A 16598-nucleotide genomic window follows, 5' to 3' on the forward strand; every position below is an offset into this window, starting at 1 on the left:
CCTTGCTTTATAATATTCACTTCTGTTATTAGTGAATGTTTAGCTAGTAATCAGTAAGTTAGATATTCCAACTCAAAATTAATATTCACTTTTATTAGTTTCACTATAAAACCGAACATTATGTCACTTAAATATTCAAGTACAACAGCAGATTATTTGCAATGGAGCGAAGCGATGAACTTAATAAGAAAGTTGGCAAGGGATAGTAATTATAAGATGTCACTTCTTATTGCTTTGGGTTGCTTCACAGGTCTAAGAATTTCTGATATTCTTGCTTTGAGGTGGAATCAGATATTAGATGCAGAAGAATTTACCATTACAGAGATTAAAACAGGGAAGCAAAGGACAATTAGGATTAATATGCAGCTACAGCAACATATCAGAGATTGTTATGAGCATATAAATCCAGTTGGCATAAATGCTCCTGTATTGATAAGTCAGAAGGGGACAGTGTACACAGTTCAGAGAATCAATGTCATGTTGAAAGAGATTAAGAAGAAGTACAAGTTGCATATAGGCAATTTCAGTTGTCATTCTCTTAGAAAGACCTTTGGCAGACAGGTCTACAACATGAATAACGATAATTCAGAGCTTGCACTTGTTAAGCTCATGGAGCTATTCAATCATTCCAGTGTATCAATTACTAAAAGATACTTGGGATTGAGACAGGAAGAGCTACTAAATACCTATGACTGTCTTAGCTTCTGATAATTGGGTTGGTATGAAAGTTCAGAATTTCTACTTATATAGGGATTTGGCAAGTTTCATACCAACCTTGAATTATTGAGTAGAGACAGCTCTCAACTTTTAATAAACAATAGTTCTTGCAAATTAAACAGCTTTTAGTAACTTTGTAGCAATTTCAGACTTCTATGGAGATAGTTCTGAAAGGACATAGTTAACGAAGAGCGTTTGATATTATCTTGCATTGGAATCTGGACAATTCTATTACCCAAGATAATAGGCAAGAACGCTCACGTCAGTATTATATATTCATCTTAAGGGATGAACTATATATTCTTCTGGCGTGGGCTATTGTTTATTATTGGGTAAGGGCAAGTCCAGAGCCTCAATGCAGTAATATTCAATAGTTCCCACGCTTCTTGCATGTAGTAGCTAACCATAGGGAACAGGTTGGCATAAATATAGGTATATAAGAAACAGACAGTCTATTTTACTACTCAACAGTTCTTTATTTAAGAAGTGTGCAACTCCGTGTTGTGTTCCTCACACTTATATCTCAATTATTAACGCTCTCTATTAGGAACGTAGAAGCACAAACAGATTATATAACAAATGAAGACATTAAGATTTATTGGTATGGCTATAATAGCCATTATTATGAGTGTGAACTTTGCAGCTTGCTCTGATGACGATGACGACAACCCCATTGTTGGTACATGGCGAAGTGAAGTGGATAACTATGGTTATAGTGATTCATATACATTCAATGCAGACGGAAGTGGTATATGGCAAGAGTTTAAAGATAACAAACAAACTGATTCTGAATCATTTAAATATTCTGTAGACGGTGATAAGATTACATTTACATGGACAGATGAGGTATATACATCTACCTTCTCTATTTCTGGCAATCGTTTAACGATTAAAGATAATGAAGATTCTGAAACTTATACCAAGCAGTAAATAATAAAATCCAACGATATATGAGGACTTTACGATTAATAGGTTCAGTAATCATGGTTATAATGATGAGTCTGAATTTTATTGCTTGTAGTGATGACGATGAAAACGATAACAGACCTCTTGCGGAGAAGCTTATAGGGCACTGGGTACTTACTTATGAGGAAGGGTTTGAGAAGGACTTTGAACACCCTGAATATGATGAAGCATGGAGCCATGCGCCTAAAGATGAATGTGAATATTTCGGTAACTTCACCTTTAGGGAAGACGGTACTTATAGTGAATATGATTTGGACGGTACAAGTAACCCGCAGAGTATTGAGAAATGGGAAGTGAATGGTGATGTTATAACTCTTATTGAAGATGAATATGAACAGTATGATTTAAAGGTTCTTGAAATCAGTTCCAATAAGCTAGTACTTGAATTTCATGATAAAGATGAAGCATCTGAACACTATGCTAAAATGACCTATAAGAGAGGTTGACCTCTTAGTCCAACAAATAAAGGCAGCATTTGAAGTAACATTCACTTGCTGCCTTATTAATTACCTCCTTCTCTTCTTAACTAATTTATGCTTATCCTTCTTAGCTGAATTTGAGAATAGCTGTTCTAACATTTCCCTTGTGATAGGTAAATATGTGACTTCTGTTAATCTAGTTTCTCTAATCTCTTGTGGTAAATAATGAATTGTGTTATTCTTCTTTGGTGTTACTTGCATATTTGTGTAAAAATAAATAAGTTGGTAATTGATTTATCTATAACAAAGGTACTGATAAGAATCAGGTAAATCTAATACAAGATATACATTCTGGATTATTGGAATATATGTGCGTATATCTTCAAAAGGATGCGATTTGAGGTAGCAAGTAAAGCAATTCTTGTCACTGATTCATGACAGATATTTATGATTTTATTTTTTGTACCTGTGAGATATGATGAAACTAAGTCATTGATAAGGTGGTAAGTGAAATTTCATTTACTGCCTTATTTTTTATAATACAGTGGACTGGAATATTGGATAAATTTGTTTCTTTGCAGTCATTGATTTTAAAAGATAATACCATGAATGAATATGTAGATTTTTATATGCAGAGATGCTTGCAGGTAGCCACAAGCATAGATGACAAAAGCAAACATATTATATTGAACAATATCAAGGCTATAAATTATGAGGAAGCTGTAAAACTCGCTGAAACCATAATCATAGATGATAACAAACGAAAATTATTGCTAAGTGAAGAAGTCTTTGTTAACGATAGTACTTTAGCTCAATATTTAGAAAGAGAGGAACTGGATGCGTTAAAATTATGGAGATTATCCGTATTGCTGTACGCTATGATAATGGGATGTAATGTTGCTGAACTATCCATATCTGTAGCAGACCAATATTTAGACTTGTTCAACCACCTAAACGATGGAATGAATGTTGCAAGTATTGAAGTAGTGGGTAGGTTGCCAACAGAAACGAAGAAAGGTAAATCGTCAACTAAAACCAAAAAGTTTACTATCTCTAGTCAACTACTGATTAATAAAATGAAACAAGCTTATTTAGAACTGCAAGATGATATTGTAACAGTAGATAACTTGAAGCATTATACAATTGAGAGGATTACCACTATGAATGAAATAGCAAACAAAAGAATCTTGAATTATTATTTTGCACAAGAATTGAAAGCCTTCTTGAGCAAATACAAAGGTGGAAAAATGTCCTCAAACAGAAAGAAGCTTGTTTTATACATCCTATACTTGTTTGGTCGTTTCAAGAACAATGTTCCAATAAATACAGATAATTATAGAGCATTAATACGCGACTATAATAAATCCCCAATAAAACTTTCTCTATTCACAGTAAACGGGCAGTCGTTCCCCTTAATCTTACTGCCTAATCCAGAAATTGAAAAAATAAGGTCTAAATATAGAAGGTTCATAGAGGAAATGTGAAATTTCGAGATAATCTGATTTTTCACGAAAAGTAATTTATGGTTTCTTACCTTCGCAGCGTTGGTAATATTGCCAATTATCTTAAATTTTTATAGATAATGAATAAAAATATTATTTCAGTAAAAGACCTCTATATTGGAGGCAAAATGATTGCTTTTATTAAAGGCAATCGTAGTGTTAATTCAAAGAACATTTCAAGAAAGAAAAAGTCCTTTGAGAAATTTGGAATGAATCTTGTCCCTTTAATGTATGTAGACGGACAAAAAGCGGTAAATGACGGCTGTACTTTGGTGCATCCTATTACGAAAGAGGATATACCGGATGAAGAAGCAAGTAAGTATGTTGCCATTGTTGAGGGACAACATAGATATACGGCAGCCGAAGAAACAGGTTTAGATGAAGAAAAGCTGTTCTTGTATGAATGTTACAGCAATGAGAACACTAAAGAGATTCTCTCTGAAACAAACACAATTACTGACCCGTGGAGTGGTGCAGATTATGCTAATGGCGCGGCACTATTTAATCCCCAAAATGAGTTGGCAAAATTTACAAAAGAACTTGCCGATTTAGGTTATCCAACCACTACGATAGGTTATATTGCTTGTTTTGCTCCTGGTAAGTTGGGAAAGACAGCATACTGTAATTTGATTGCAGGTAAAGAAATAAAAACAGATTATAATCTGGAGCGTGCTAAATACTTTTTGGATGCAGCACGAACTAAATTTGACAATTCCTTTATCGCTAAAAGATACTTGATTACTGTAGTTGCCGACCTGTCTACAGAACATGGGTATAAACTTGTTTGTGACGCTTTAAAACAAATGCCAGATGCTATAGTAAAAAGAGTCCTAGAAGCTAAAAGTGAAGAGAAACAAAGTATATTGAAAATGACCTTAGAAAGTCTACTCAATAAATAATTAGAATATAGCCAGTTGTCAGTGATGATAGCTGGCTTTTTTATCTCTATTACAAGTGATGCCAAGAAATTATAATAGTGAATTACCTAGTCACTGTTGTGTTGGAAAAATGTCGTATAGAATATTCTGATAGGATAAATGTTTTATTTTAATTGCTTTCTTTTCTTAAATAATTGGTTGTTATGGCTAGAAGATGTATTTTTGTAGTGGTTGAAATGAGATGTTGTCACAGAATTTAATAACCGATTATGTAATTGCTTGATAATCAATATAGGTAATAAAGATAGCTTGTTTTTATTACTTTTGCCGTATTAACAAGCGAAATATTTCCAAAAAGATGCGCAAAGTATACTACATCTATAATCCACAGACCCAGACTTATGATCGAATTTACCCTACCGTACGGCAGCGTGCGCTTAGTATCCTGCGTCGGCTTTTCTATGGAATGGGGTTGGGAGCAGGTTGCTTTATTGTATTGCTTTTGATTTTTGGTTCTCCGTCGGAGAAGGAATTAAGAATTGAAAACAGCCGTCTTTTGGCGCAGTACAATGTGCTTTCCCGGCGTTTGGACGACGCTATGGGGGTGCTTCAGGATATTCAGCAACGTGACGATAATCTGTATCGAGTGATTTTACAGGCAGATCCTGTTTCTCCGGCTATTCGTCAGGCAGGTTATGGCGGGACGAACCGTTACGAAGAACTGATGGATTTGGCGAATGCCAAGCTGGTGGTGAACACGACTCAAAAATTGGACGTGCTTTCCAAAAGGCTTTATATCCAGTCGAAATCTTTCGATGATGTGATTGATATGTGTAAGAACCATGATGAGATGCTGAAATGTATTCCGGCCATACAGCCTATTTCGAATAAGGATCTTCGTCAGACAGCATCCGGTTATGGTACACGTATCGATCCTATTTATGGTACGACAAAGTTCCATGCAGGCATGGACTTCTCTGCTCATCCGGGAACGGATGTATATGCTACCGGAAACGGAACAGTGGTGAAAGTGGGATGGGAAACCGGATATGGTAATACCATTGAGATAGATCATGGCTTCGGGTATCTCACTCGGTATGCTCACTTGCAGGGATTTAATACGAAAGTCGGAAAGAAAGTGGTACGTGGTGAGATTATCGGAAAAGTGGGTAGTACAGGAAAAAGTACCGGTCCGCATCTGCATTATGAAGTGCACGTGAAAGGGCAGGTAGTGAATCCGGTCAATTATTATTTCATGGATTTGAGTGCCGAAGATTATGAAAAGATGATTCAGTTGGCAGCCAATCATGGTAAAATATTCGATTAAAATCTTAAAACAGGAGTGTTATGCTTAATACAGACAAAGAATTGAAGCTATATTATTCAATAGGGGAGGTTGCCGACATGTTCGGAGTCAATCCGTCATTGCTCCGTTTTTGGGAAAAGGAATTTCCGCAAATCTCTCCTAAGACAGCGGGAAGAGGAATACGTCAGTACCGCAAAGAAGACGTAGAAACGATCGGTCTTATCTATCATTTGGTAAAAGAAAAGGGCATGACACTTCCCGGTGCCCGGCAACGTTTGAAGGATAATAAAGAAGCTACGGTCCGTAATTATGAGATTGTAAATAAGCTGAAAGCGATAAAAGAAGAGCTTTTGGCTATTAAACGCGAATTGGATGGACGGGAATAAATAAATGCTAATCGATCATGGATTCGATAGGCAAGAAACCTCATAACAAAATGAACGGTGAACAATTTGCATGATACTGCAACTTATTCCCCGTTCATCGTTTTCTTATTTACCGTTTGAAAGCTATTCTTCTACACGGCTCACCTGTTTGATATTCTGTATTTTCTTCAGATTGTTGCAGATGGTTTTTACATCATCTACATCATGTACCCACAACTGAATTTTTCCTTCAAAGATGCCATCTTCGGTTTCGATGGTCAGCTTACGGATATTTACATTGAGCTGTCTGGAGATAACTTGAGTGACTTCATTCAAAAGTCCCATATTATCTATACCTTTTATATATATATATACCAGGAAAGACAGTTCTTTGTGTGTATCCCATTCGGTCGCTAATATGCGGTTGCCATAGCTACTCTTCAATTTGGCAGCAACAGGGCATTGGCGCTTGTGAATAATGATCCGGTCGTTTTCATCCACATATCCCAATACATCGTCACCGGGAATAGGATGGCAACATTCGGCCATGATATATTTCTTCTGCAAACTTTCTTCCGTCAGTTTGAGCACCTCTTTCGGGTTGATTTTTTCTTTTTCCTGCGGTTCTTTCTCTTCCTGCTTCTCTTTGCTATTGCCGAAAGAGAAAGTCAGATATTTCTTCCAGTTACTGGTTTGCTTTTCTTTCAGTTCATTCTTGTCCGCTTCTCCCAAAACGATTGCTTTACTGCCAATGGCAGCCAGCAGTTCTTCCTCATTCTTGGCATTATGCAGTTTGCGTAGCTTTTCGATAACAGCTTCTTCCGGACGGACTTCCTCCTTTTTCAGAAACTCACTAAGGATTTCTTCTCCTATCTTCTGGTTTGCTTTACGCTCTTTGCGGAGAATGGCTGCTATCTTGGCGCGGGCACGGGCAGTGGTTGCAAAAACTTCCCATTGCGGTTGTACGCGTTGCGATTTTGAAGTAAGGATTTCAACTTGGTCACCACTTTGCAATTTGTGGCTCAACGGCACTAATTTATGATTGACTTTGGCGCCAATACAATGGCTACCAATATCCGTGTGCAGGGAAAATGCAAAGTCGAGAGCCGTAGAGTTCTGCGGCATAGTCTTCAGTTCGCCTTTAGGAGTGAACACGAATATTTCAGAAGCAAATAAATTTAGCTTAATGGTATCCAGAAAGTCAATGGCATCCGGTTGCGGATCATCTAATATCTCCTTAATCGTTCTTAACCATTTTTCCAATTCACCTTCATCCTCGCTGCCTCCTCCTTCTTTGTATTTCCAGTGGGCTGCGAAACCTTGTTCGGCAACGTCATTCATCCGTTCACTACGAATCTGGACTTCAATCCATTGTCCGTTGTTACCCATCAGAGTGACGTGCAATGCCTGATAACCATTAGCTTTAGGATGGCTGACCCAATCGCGCAAACGGTCCGGGTGGGGTTTGTATATCTTGGAGATAGAAACGTAGATATCGAAACAGTCATTGAGCTCTTCTTCTTCATTACGTGGTTCGAAGATGATTCGAACAGCCAGTAAATCGTATATTTCTTCGAAAGGAACATGTTTGGTCTGCATCTTGTTCCAGATGGAATAGATTGATTTTACACGGGCAAGTATTCGGTATTTCAATCCCATCTTATCCAGTTGGGTACGAATCGGGGCCGTGAAGTCGTTGAAAACCTTGTCACGTTCAGCGGCAGTAGCATTCAACTTCTCTTCTATTTCCGCATATTCTTCTGGATGTTCATATTTGAAGCTTAGATTCTCAAGCTCCGTTTTTATCTTATAAAGCCCCAAGCGGTTGGCAAGTGGAGCATAGATGTAAAGCGTTTCGCCTGCAATCTTATATTGCTTGTTGGGTAACATGGAACCAAGGGTACGCATGTTGTGCAAGCGGTCTGCTATCTTGATAAGAATGACCCGGATGTCGTTCGACATGGTGAGCAGCAACTTCTTGAAGTTCTCTGCCTGTGCCGAAGCGCGGTCACCGAAGATTCCACCGGATATTTTAGTCAGTCCGTCCACAATCTGGGCGATCTTCGGACCAAAGATATTCTCGATGTCTTCCACTGTGTAATCAGTGTCCTCTACCACATCATGCAGCAAGGCTGCACATATAGAAGTGGAACCGAGACCTATTTCATTGCATACAATGCTGGCAACGGCAATCGGGTGCATAATATATGGTTCGCCCGAACGACGTTTGATACCTTTATGCGCCTGATTGGCGAAGTTGAAAGCCTTCGTAATGATTTCAACCTTTTTGCGATGTTTAGTGTTGAGATAATCATTCAGTAGTTCGTGGAACGCCTGATTGATCATCTCTTCATCACTTATTTCTTTAGGGGGCAGATTATCCATAATTGTTATCCTTTCACTTGCTTAGTTCTGCAAAAATAAGCAAATTTCCGAACGATGCAAGCAGGAAGCTGTTTATTTGTATATTTTCAATCGTTTTCCTGCAGCAATTTTGGTGTTGGACATTCCATTCCACCTTTGTATATCCTTAATTGTGACGCCATACTTTCCGGCGATGGTTGACAAAGTGTCTCCACTTTTTATTGTGTAGTAGGTCAGTTTGCCTTTACCGGCAACGGCTGTTGTCGTTTTGCGGGTTGAGGGGGTGATTTCCTTAATAGCAACGGTTTTCCGGTTGCGGAACAATTCGTCGGCGCGATGTGCATAGATTGTGTCTTGCTTATCTATAAAGGTACTGATAGCATCGATAGGAAGTCTTAAAGTATAAGGCTTGCTGTCACCCGGAATCATTTGCTTCTTATATTGCGGATTCAAACTCTTGATTTGATCCAAAGGTACGTTGCAAAGATCAGCAATCTGTTCGAAGTGCAGATTCTTGTTCACTTGTACTGTGTCGGTACTTGCCGGGATATTTGTTTCCATCGGACAAATATTATGGTCACAATAGTAAGTCATCACATAATTAGCGGCGATAAAGGCAGGTACGTAACCACGTGTCTCTTTAGGCAGGTAATTATAAATTTTCCAGTAATCCGTTTCGCCATTGGCACGGCGGATTGCCTTGTTGATAGTACCGGGCCCACAGTTATAAGCAGCAATCACAAGATTCCAGTCTCCATAGATATCGTACATTTCTTTGAGGTAACGTGCGGCAGCCCAAGTCGCTTTAATCGGGTCACGGCGTTCATCTACCAGGCTGTTTGATTCCAAACCATAGATCTTACCTGTACCAATCATAAATTGCCACAGACCGGAAGCACCTGCACGTGATACGGCTGATGGGTTCAACGCAGATTCGATAATCGGCAGATATCTTAGTTCCAGTGGAAGTCCGTATGCATCCAGTGCTTCTTCAAAGATCGGCATATAGAAGTTGCAGGCACTTAGCATGAAAGAAACCTGATTGCGCAAGCGTCCTGCATACATATCGATGAATTTGCGGATAATATCATTATAAGGCATTTCCATGATGGCCGGGATGCGTGACAAGCGGTCGATATAGACAGAGTCACTGAATAAAGGATTGATTTCAGCCGTACTGCAATCCTTGCCTAAATCAATATAATTTTTAGCTTTCCAGTCATTCAATAGACTGTCAAGTGGATAAGTCATACTTTTAGGCAGGTCGATGCTTTCTTTGCGTTCAGTTCCATTTTCACGAATCACTACATCTACACTTTGCGCTTTTACCTGCGACGTGGCCACTAGTAAAAGAAAAATAATCGAACAATAGTTAACTAATTTCTTCATGCTTCAATAATAAGATCAATCTAAATTGTGTTTTTTAAAATCGTAATACGCATTGCAGACCAACCGACTTGTTTTTAAAACTGTTGGAGCGGAACTGGTTGTTATTATCAATAACGGCCGGCTCTACTTTCATACTCAAGTCGGGGGTTATATCGAAGTTGGATAACTCCGCATCTACATAAGCGTCGATGATAGAGATCAGGTAAACTCCGATAAATGCAAATATACTAAGGTCCCGATAACGACGGAACATATCTTTTCTTCTTTTTAGTGTGTTTTTTAGCTGCTCCTCATTATAAGTGGAGTTCGGGGGCAACAAATCTTCGTAACTTTTCGTATTCGGATTGCTGTCCATAATGTCCAGATAGGCTTGCGAATAGTCTTTGTACATCTTACCGTTCCAACTTAAGGCGTAAGCACAACCAGCAAATCCTCCATATATAATAGGTAATTTCCAGTATTTACGGTTGTAAATCTGTCCTCCACCGGGGAATACGACTGCCAGCCACGTTGCTTTGGTCGGATTCGGGATAAATATTTTCTTGTTAATATCTTGAGCAGGTGGCGGCACAGTGTCGGTCTTTACAACAATGGAGGCAGGTTGCTCTATCTTTTTCAGCTCTTTCTTGTTGGCTGCATCCAAGCTATCCGCTATCTGTATTTTAGCAGCTGACAAACTGTCGATGGCCGGAAGTTCTTTGGATGGTATGATTTGGATAGAATCCTTCTTCACCGAGTCCTGTATGATCGGATCACGATGCCTTCGTGCACGGGCTTTCGGCGCTTCGCGCTGTATGATTGTTGTATCTTTCCGTGCCGGAGTAACAGTGGATTGTGCATACACATCAATCCCTGCCACCTGTAAAAAACAGAGAAGCAGGGCGCTGACTAGTAACTGATATTTCTTACTTTTTCTTGTCATTTACTTCTTTAGCGTATCGAAGATTTCCATGATACGTTCCAGTTCCTCCTCGTTCCCGAAAGGAATACTGATCTTGCCTTTTCCCTTTTCAGAGCAGGTGAGTTGTACCTTGGTGTTGAAAAAGCCGGAGAGTTGTTGCTTCAATAAGTTGAATTCTTCAGGAAGTTTGCCACGTTTGGGTGTTATTTTCCGTGTGCCGCTTTTCACAGCTTCTCCTTCGCTTAATGATTTAACAATTTCTTCTACTTTGCGGACTGAATATCCGTGTTCTTGTATTTCTTCGAATATTTTAACTTGTAGTTTAGGGTCGCCTAATGAAATCAGCGCACGGGCATGTCCCATGTCCAGCTGCTTGTTTTGCAGGGCCATCTGTATTGGAGCCGGCAATTTCAGTAAGCGCAGGTAGTTGGCGATCGTCGTTCGTTTCTTTCCGATACGTTCGCTAAGACGTTCCTGTGTCAGTTCGTACTGATCGAGCAGATGCTGGTAGGCAAGTGCGATTTCTACGGCATTCAGGTCTTCACGCTGGATATTTTCAATCAGCGCCATTTCCATCATGTTTTCGTCGTCGGCAGTGCGTATATAAGCAGGGATTGTTTTCAGTCCTGCTCTTTGTGATGCACGATAACGACGCTCTCCCGCGATGATCTGATACTCATCGTCCGAGAGTTTGCGTAAAGTGATAGGTTGGATGATACCGATTTCCGCAATGGAATCAGCCAGTTCCTGCAATGCTGTTTCGTCAAACTCACGGCGGGGCTGGTTGGGATTGACAGTAATCTTTGCCAGCTCTATTTCATTAATGGAAGAAGACCCTTCGGTTTTCACATCATCCATTGAGAGCAAGGCGTCGAGACCACGTCCTAATGCATTTCTTTTTTGTGTTGCCATATCTTCTTCTTTCTTTTATTTATTTCGGTTGATAATCTCTTTAGCAAGGGCCAGGTGATTTTTGGCGCCGGTAGATTCCGCATCGTAAAGGATGGTCGGGACACCGTAGCTGGGAGCCTCGCTCAATTTCACATTTCGTTGAATAACGGTGTTGAATACCAGTTCCTGGAAATGACGTTTCACTTCATCGTAAATCTGATTAGCCTGACGCAGACGAGAGTCATACATTGTCAGTAAGAAACCTTCGATTTCTAAAGCCGGATTCAGTTTCGACTTGATGATTTTGATGGTATTCAACAATTTGCTAATACCTTCAAGAGCAAAATATTCAGCTTGAACGGGGATAATCACGGAGTCGGCTGCCGTTAGGGCGTTGATCGTGATTAGTCCTAATGAAGGAGAACAGTCTATCAGAATATAGTCATATTCTTTCTTCAAAGGCGTGAGTACTTCTTTTAGTATCTTTTCTCGGTTTGGGAGGTTCAGCATTTCAATCTCTGCTCCTACGAGATTGATGTGCGAAGAGATTACTTTCAAAGAATCAATCTCCGTATCAAGGATAGCGTCCTGTACGTTGGCTCTGTCAATAATACATTCATAGATAGTGCATTCCGACTGCTTGATGTCTACTCCCAAGCCGGAAGAGGCATTAGCTTGCGGGTCGGCATCTACTACGAGTACCTTTTTTTCCAGTGTAGCAAGTGAAGCTGCGAGATTAATCGTAGTCGTTGTCTTTCCTACACCGCCTTTTTGATTGGCCAAAGCAATAATTTTTCCCATATTCTCTAAATTTATTGGCAGCGAAATAAGTGATAAATCCTTAGAGCGCCTACGAAAAAAGAGAAACTTTGCAATTTCTGTTGATAAGTCGCCTGTTTTGTTAATAACTGTCGGACGAAACGGTTACAAAACTTCAACAGGTTCATCATCTTCTTTTCTCTTTAACGAGCTTGCAAATATACATATTTATATTGGATATCTATTTCTTTTTTTGCTCGCTTGCAGAAGATTAAGATTTGTAAACGGGTAGGAGTGGGGCGGAAAGAGACTTTTCGATCTGATGTAGGGAGGTGTTTGGCGGTACGGCTTCTTTTTGTTACTTTTGTGCGAATATAAAAAAGGAAAGGATTGAAGATATGGAAAATGAAAAGCCGTTGATACTTGTTTCAAATGACGATGGCGTGATGGCTAAAGGGATTAATGAACTGGTGAAGTTTCTTCGCCCTTTGGGAGATATTGTGGTAATGGCACCTGATGCTCCGCGCTCGGGCAGTGGTTGTGCGCTGACGGTGACGCAGCCTGTTCATTACCAGTTAGTAAAGAAAGAAGTAGGTTTAACTGTTTATAAATGTTCGGGAACACCGACCGATTGTATCAAATTGGCACGGAACACAGTGCTCGACCGGACACCGGACTTGGTAGTCGGCGGTATCAATCATGGAGACAACTCTGCCACTAACGTGCATTATTCCGGCACAATGGGAGTGGTATTCGAAGGCTGTTTGAATGGAATCCCTTCTATAGGCTTCTCTTTGTGCAATCATGCACCCGATGCCGATTTTGAAGCTACCGGACCTTATATTCGCAGTATTGCCGCCATGGTACTGGAAAAAGGACTTCCTCCTTTAACCTGTCTGAACGTAAACTTCCCGGATACGACCGATATCAAAGGAATCAAAATCTGTGAACAGGCAAAAGGTCGTTGGACGAACGAATGGGCTGCCTGTCCCCGTCTGAACGATCCGAATTATTTCTGGTTGACCGGTGAATTTACCGATCACGAACTTGAAAATGAGAGGAACGATCATTGGGCTTTGGCAAATGGCTATGTTGCTATCACTCCGACCACGGTTGATGTGACAGCTTATCACTTTATGGATGAACTTAACAAATGGTTTAGTTAACTATCAACTATCATGAAGTATTATCTGATTGTCGGCGAAGCTTCCGGCGACTTGCACGCTTCTCATCTGATGGCTGCCTTAAAGGCAGAAGATCCGCAGGCTGATTTCCGGTTTTTCGGAGGTGATTTGATGGCTGCCGTCGGAGGAACGATGGTGAAGCATTATAAAGAACTGGCATACATGGGTTTTATTTCCGTGTTGCTCCATCTGCGCACTATCTTTGCAAATATGAAGCGTTGTAAAGGAGATATTGTTTCCTGGCAACCGGATGTTGTTATTCTGGTGGACTATCCGGGATTCAATCTGGATATAGCCAAGTTTGTTCATGCAAAGACACAGATTCCGGTTTATTATTATATTTCTCCGAAGATATGGGCGTGGAAGGAGTATCGTATCAAGAATATAAAACGAGATGTAGACGAACTTTTCTCCATTCTTCCTTTTGAAGTAGAGTTCTTCGAAGGAAAGCATCAATACCCCATCCACTATGTTGGTAATCCTACCGTGGATGAGGTGGTGGCTTATCAGAAAGCTCATCCGAAAAATAAGGATCAGTTTATTGCGGAGAATCAACTGGAAGATAAACCGGTAATAGCTCTTCTTGCAGGTAGCCGGAAACAGGAAATCAAAGATAATCTGCCGGATATGTTGAAGGCTGCTTCTGCTTTTTCCGATTATCAGCTTGTTCTGGCGGGTGCTCCTGCCATTGCTCCCGACTATTATAAAAAATATGTAGGAGAAGCGAAAGTGAAAATCATTTTCGATCAAACCTATCGTTTGTTGCAGCACGCAGATGTGGCTTTGGTCACTTCAGGCACGGCTACTCTTGAGACGGCATTGTTCCGTGTTCCCCAAGTCGTTTGTTATTACACTCCGATAGGGAAAGTGGTTTCCTTCTTGCGGCGTCATATCTTGACCGTGAAATTTATTTCGTTGGTTAATCTGATTGCCGACCGTGAAGTGGTAAAAGAGTTGGTGGCGGATACGATGACCGTGAAGAATATGCAAAATGAATTGAAAAATATCATTGAAAATGAAGCATATAGAAATGAAATGCTTTTGGGATATGAATATGTGGCGGAACGGTTGGGACCTGCCGGTGCTCCCCGTCATGCAGCTCGTGAAATGCTGCGCTTGTTGAAAAAATAACTTTCTTTTTCTGAATAAACGTAAAGCCGATGCAGTAATTGCACGGCTTTTTTATTTATTAAGCAGAAGACTAAAAAAGAAAGGAAAAAGATATGAAAAAATTTAAGTGGCTTTTAGGAATGTTGTTATTGGCATTAGTGCCAATGTTGCAATCATGTGATGATGATGGTTATTCTATCGGAGATTTCAGTTGGGATTGGGCGACCGTTCGGGCAACCGGTGGAGGAGGTTATTATTTGGAAGGTGATCGTTGGGGATTGATTGATCCGGTTGCTACTTCCATACCTTGGTTTAAACCGGTAGACGGTGAACGTGTAGTGGCCTTTTTCAATCCTTTGTATGACATGGAAGGAGGAAAAGGAGTTCAGGTGAAAATGGAAGGTGTACAGGAATTGTTGACAAAGGAAGTGGAAGATATGACCACAGAGGAAGAAGCGGTGGAATTCGGCAATGATCCTATCCTGATTTATCAGGGTGACATGTGGTTGGGAGGAAAATTCCTGAATGTTATTTTCCGTCAGGAGCTGCCTCGCTCGGAGAAACATCGTATCAGCCTTGTGCAAAATAAGATAGAAACGGGAGAACCATCAGAACCGGGAACATTGAATGTAGCTGAAGATGGTTACGTACATTTGGAACTGCGTTATAATACGTATGAGGATGTGACTGACTATTGGGGATGGGGACGAGTTTCTTATAATCTGGAAAAGTTCTTCCCAACGGAAAAAGATGCCGAATCAACAATGAAAGGTTTTAAAGTGACTATAAATTCAAGAGAACATGGAGAAGGAAGAGTGATCGTTCTTGATCTGGAACATCCGGTAGGTGTGCCGGAAGCTGCGAAGGATGTACACTCCACTTCTTCGATCCGATAACCTAACTATGATTTACTGTGTGTGAAAAAGGTCGGGATACTTCTATCGAAGTTCCCGACCTTTTGTATTGTGTGCAATTCTAATCGATGAGAAAAACTCCTGTTAGGACCACGTTAATGCATATAGGTAAACGACTGCTGCCGGTATGGCCATCAAAGAACTATCAAACCGATCGAGCATCCCTCCATGTCCCGGAAGAATATTTCCCGAATCCTTTACGTGCAATTGGCGTTTTAGCAATGACTCCGTCAGGTCGCCCCATGTACCGAATATAACCACAGCTAATGCCAGTCCTGCCCATTCCATCATTGACATAAATGGGAAGTAGTGAGCAAGTATAAAAGACACTCCGATTGCTACAACTCCGCCGCCGATAGAACCTTCCCATGATTTCTTGGGAGAGATGCGTTCAAAGAGTCGGTGTTTGCCTATCAGTGACCCGATGCAATAAGCACCCGTATCATTCAGCCAAAGGAAAATAAAGATGGATAACGGTAGAATCGGATTATAGCTTATGCTACTGAATTCCGATGCCGGATCATTATGGAAAGCCAATACATTCAGCAAAGCAAAAGGCAGACCGATATAAAGTTGGCTAAGCATCGAATAAGCCCAGTTAAGTACCGGGTTCTCCTTTTTCAGATACAACTCGCTAATCATCATGTAAAGCAATAAAAGCACATACGGGATGAATATTTTCGAATCGGCTGCATCAATGCAGAATCCCATGATTGCGAGGAATAAATAAGCCCCGCCGAGCATATTAATGGTCTTGTTTATCTTGACTCCTTCTGCGCGCATATTTACCAACTGTGCAAACTCATAAATAGTCAGTGCACTGATAACGGTGAACAGAATGCCAAAACTGAATGCGTCATAAAGGATGCACCCTACCAAGATGGCAACGAAGAGTACACCCGTAATAGCTCGTTTTATGAAATTGTTAATCAA

Annotated in this window: 16 protein-coding genes; 10 read left to right on the forward strand and 6 right to left on the reverse strand. The window is 40.3% G+C overall.

The window, feature by feature from the left end; genetic code table 11:
• Positions 1-120 precede the first annotated feature (120 nt).
• The 7 genes from HMPREF9010_RS05685 (at position 121) to HMPREF9010_RS05655 (ending at position 6174) form a co-directional block, all read left to right on the forward strand.
• On the forward strand, positions 121-708 hold the full coding sequence (locus tag HMPREF9010_RS05685; RefSeq protein WP_008650597.1) for a tyrosine-type recombinase/integrase: 588 nt from the start codon (positions 121-123) through the stop codon (positions 706-708).
• A 588-nt stretch (positions 709-1296) separates the two neighbouring features.
• Positions 1297-1647: a DUF5640 domain-containing protein gene (locus tag HMPREF9010_RS05680; RefSeq protein WP_008650600.1), complete on the forward strand. Its 351-nt coding sequence runs from the start codon at positions 1297-1299 to the stop codon at positions 1645-1647.
• Between the two features lie 20 nt (positions 1648-1667).
• Complete coding sequence (locus tag HMPREF9010_RS05675) at positions 1668-2129, forward strand: lipocalin family protein (protein WP_008650602.1); 462 nt, start codon at positions 1668-1670, stop codon at positions 2127-2129.
• Positions 2130-2707: 578 nt separating this feature from the next.
• Positions 2708-3586, forward strand: coding sequence for a hypothetical protein (locus tag HMPREF9010_RS05670; RefSeq protein ID WP_118036688.1), 879 nt, complete (start codon positions 2708-2710; stop codon positions 3584-3586).
• Positions 3587-3684: 98 nt separating this feature from the next.
• The gene (locus HMPREF9010_RS05665; RefSeq protein WP_008650606.1) at positions 3685-4503 is read left to right on the forward strand and encodes a hypothetical protein; all 819 of its coding nucleotides are present in this window, start codon (positions 3685-3687) and stop codon (positions 4501-4503) included.
• Between the two features lie 337 nt (positions 4504-4840).
• A complete protein-coding gene (locus HMPREF9010_RS05660; protein WP_008650607.1) occupies positions 4841-5809 on the forward strand; it encodes a M23 family metallopeptidase in 969 nt (322 codons plus the stop codon).
• 20 nt (positions 5810-5829) lie between these two features.
• Entirely contained in the window at positions 5830-6174 is a 345-nt protein-coding gene (locus HMPREF9010_RS05655) for a MerR family transcriptional regulator (protein WP_004301384.1), read from the forward strand.
• A 123-nt stretch (positions 6175-6297) separates the two neighbouring features.
• Here HMPREF9010_RS05655 and HMPREF9010_RS05650 read toward each other — a convergent pair whose 3' ends face one another.
• The 5 genes from HMPREF9010_RS05650 to HMPREF9010_RS05630 all read right to left on the reverse strand — a co-directional run bounded on the left by HMPREF9010_RS05650 (position 6298) and on the right by HMPREF9010_RS05630 (position 12499).
• Positions 6298-8538, reverse strand: a complete 2241-nt coding sequence (locus HMPREF9010_RS05650) for a RelA/SpoT family protein (RefSeq protein WP_008650608.1) — start codon at positions 8536-8538, stop codon at positions 6298-6300.
• 72 nt (positions 8539-8610) lie between these two features.
• The gene (locus HMPREF9010_RS05645; RefSeq protein ID WP_004324792.1) at positions 8611-9906 is read right to left on the reverse strand and encodes a lytic transglycosylase domain-containing protein; all 1296 of its coding nucleotides are present in this window, start codon (positions 9904-9906) and stop codon (positions 8611-8613) included.
• Positions 9907-9940: 34 nt separating this feature from the next.
• Positions 9941-10828 carry a DUF5683 domain-containing protein gene (locus HMPREF9010_RS05640; protein ID WP_004301390.1) on the reverse strand — a complete coding sequence of 296 codons (888 nt, stop codon included), beginning with the start codon at positions 10826-10828 and terminating at the stop codon, positions 9941-9943.
• Complete coding sequence (locus tag HMPREF9010_RS05635) at positions 10829-11719, reverse strand: ParB/RepB/Spo0J family partition protein (protein ID WP_004301392.1); 891 nt, start codon at positions 11717-11719, stop codon at positions 10829-10831.
• Between the two features lie 15 nt (positions 11720-11734).
• Positions 11735-12499, reverse strand: coding sequence for a ParA family protein (locus HMPREF9010_RS05630; RefSeq protein WP_004301394.1), 765 nt, complete (start codon positions 12497-12499; stop codon positions 11735-11737).
• A gap of 356 nt (positions 12500-12855) precedes the next feature.
• Between HMPREF9010_RS05630 and surE the strand changes: the two genes are divergently transcribed.
• The 3 genes from surE (at position 12856) to HMPREF9010_RS05615 (ending at position 15647) form a co-directional block, all read left to right on the forward strand.
• Positions 12856-13623: a 5'/3'-nucleotidase SurE gene (gene surE, locus HMPREF9010_RS05625; RefSeq protein ID WP_004305393.1), complete on the forward strand. Its 768-nt coding sequence runs from the start codon at positions 12856-12858 to the stop codon at positions 13621-13623.
• A gap of 12 nt (positions 13624-13635) precedes the next feature.
• Positions 13636-14772 carry a lipid-A-disaccharide synthase gene (gene lpxB / locus HMPREF9010_RS05620; RefSeq protein WP_008650609.1) on the forward strand — a complete coding sequence of 379 codons (1137 nt, stop codon included), beginning with the start codon at positions 13636-13638 and terminating at the stop codon, positions 14770-14772.
• Positions 14773-14864: 92 nt separating this feature from the next.
• On the forward strand, positions 14865-15647 hold the full coding sequence (locus HMPREF9010_RS05615; RefSeq protein WP_004301399.1) for a NigD-like protein: 783 nt from the start codon (positions 14865-14867) through the stop codon (positions 15645-15647).
• A 102-nt stretch (positions 15648-15749) separates the two neighbouring features.
• Here HMPREF9010_RS05615 and HMPREF9010_RS05610 read toward each other — a convergent pair whose 3' ends face one another.
• Positions 15750-16598, reverse strand: a complete 849-nt coding sequence (locus HMPREF9010_RS05610) for a phosphatidate cytidylyltransferase (protein ID WP_008650610.1) — start codon at positions 16596-16598, stop codon at positions 15750-15752.

Source organism: Bacteroides sp. 3_1_23, from assembly GCF_000162555.1.
Classification (GTDB): Bacteria; Bacteroidota; Bacteroidia; order Bacteroidales; family Bacteroidaceae; genus Bacteroides; species Bacteroides ovatus.

Excerpts from the sequence above, each read along its gene's own strand:
- HMPREF9010_RS05685 (WP_008650597.1), top strand. The coding sequence starts at position 121 with ATGTCACTTAAATATTCAAGTACAACAGCAGATTATTTGCAATGGAGC.
- HMPREF9010_RS05680 (WP_008650600.1), top strand. The coding sequence starts at position 1,297 with ATGAAGACATTAAGATTTATTGGTATGGCTATAATAGCCATTATTATG.
- HMPREF9010_RS05675 (WP_008650602.1), top strand. The coding sequence starts at position 1,668 with ATGAGGACTTTACGATTAATAGGTTCAGTAATCATGGTTATAATGATG.
- HMPREF9010_RS05670 (WP_118036688.1), top strand. The coding sequence starts at position 2,708 with ATGAATGAATATGTAGATTTTTATATGCAGAGATGCTTGCAGGTAGCC.
- HMPREF9010_RS05665 (WP_008650606.1), top strand. The coding sequence starts at position 3,685 with ATGAATAAAAATATTATTTCAGTAAAAGACCTCTATATTGGAGGCAAA.
- HMPREF9010_RS05660 (WP_008650607.1), top strand. The coding sequence starts at position 4,841 with ATGCGCAAAGTATACTACATCTATAATCCACAGACCCAGACTTATGAT.
- HMPREF9010_RS05655 (WP_004301384.1), top strand. The coding sequence starts at position 5,830 with ATGCTTAATACAGACAAAGAATTGAAGCTATATTATTCAATAGGGGAG.
- HMPREF9010_RS05650 (WP_008650608.1), bottom strand. The coding sequence starts at position 8,538 with ATGGATAATCTGCCCCCTAAAGAAATAAGTGATGAAGAGATGATCAAT.
- HMPREF9010_RS05645 (WP_004324792.1), bottom strand. The coding sequence starts at position 9,906 with ATGAAGAAATTAGTTAACTATTGTTCGATTATTTTTCTTTTACTAGTG.
- HMPREF9010_RS05640 (WP_004301390.1), bottom strand. The coding sequence starts at position 10,828 with ATGACAAGAAAAAGTAAGAAATATCAGTTACTAGTCAGCGCCCTGCTT.
- HMPREF9010_RS05635 (WP_004301392.1), bottom strand. The coding sequence starts at position 11,719 with ATGGCAACACAAAAAAGAAATGCATTAGGACGTGGTCTCGACGCCTTG.
- HMPREF9010_RS05630 (WP_004301394.1), bottom strand. The coding sequence starts at position 12,499 with ATGGGAAAAATTATTGCTTTGGCCAATCAAAAAGGCGGTGTAGGAAAG.
- surE (WP_004305393.1), top strand. The coding sequence starts at position 12,856 with ATGGAAAATGAAAAGCCGTTGATACTTGTTTCAAATGACGATGGCGTG.
- lpxB (WP_008650609.1), top strand. The coding sequence starts at position 13,636 with ATGAAGTATTATCTGATTGTCGGCGAAGCTTCCGGCGACTTGCACGCT.
- HMPREF9010_RS05615 (WP_004301399.1), top strand. The coding sequence starts at position 14,865 with ATGAAAAAATTTAAGTGGCTTTTAGGAATGTTGTTATTGGCATTAGTG.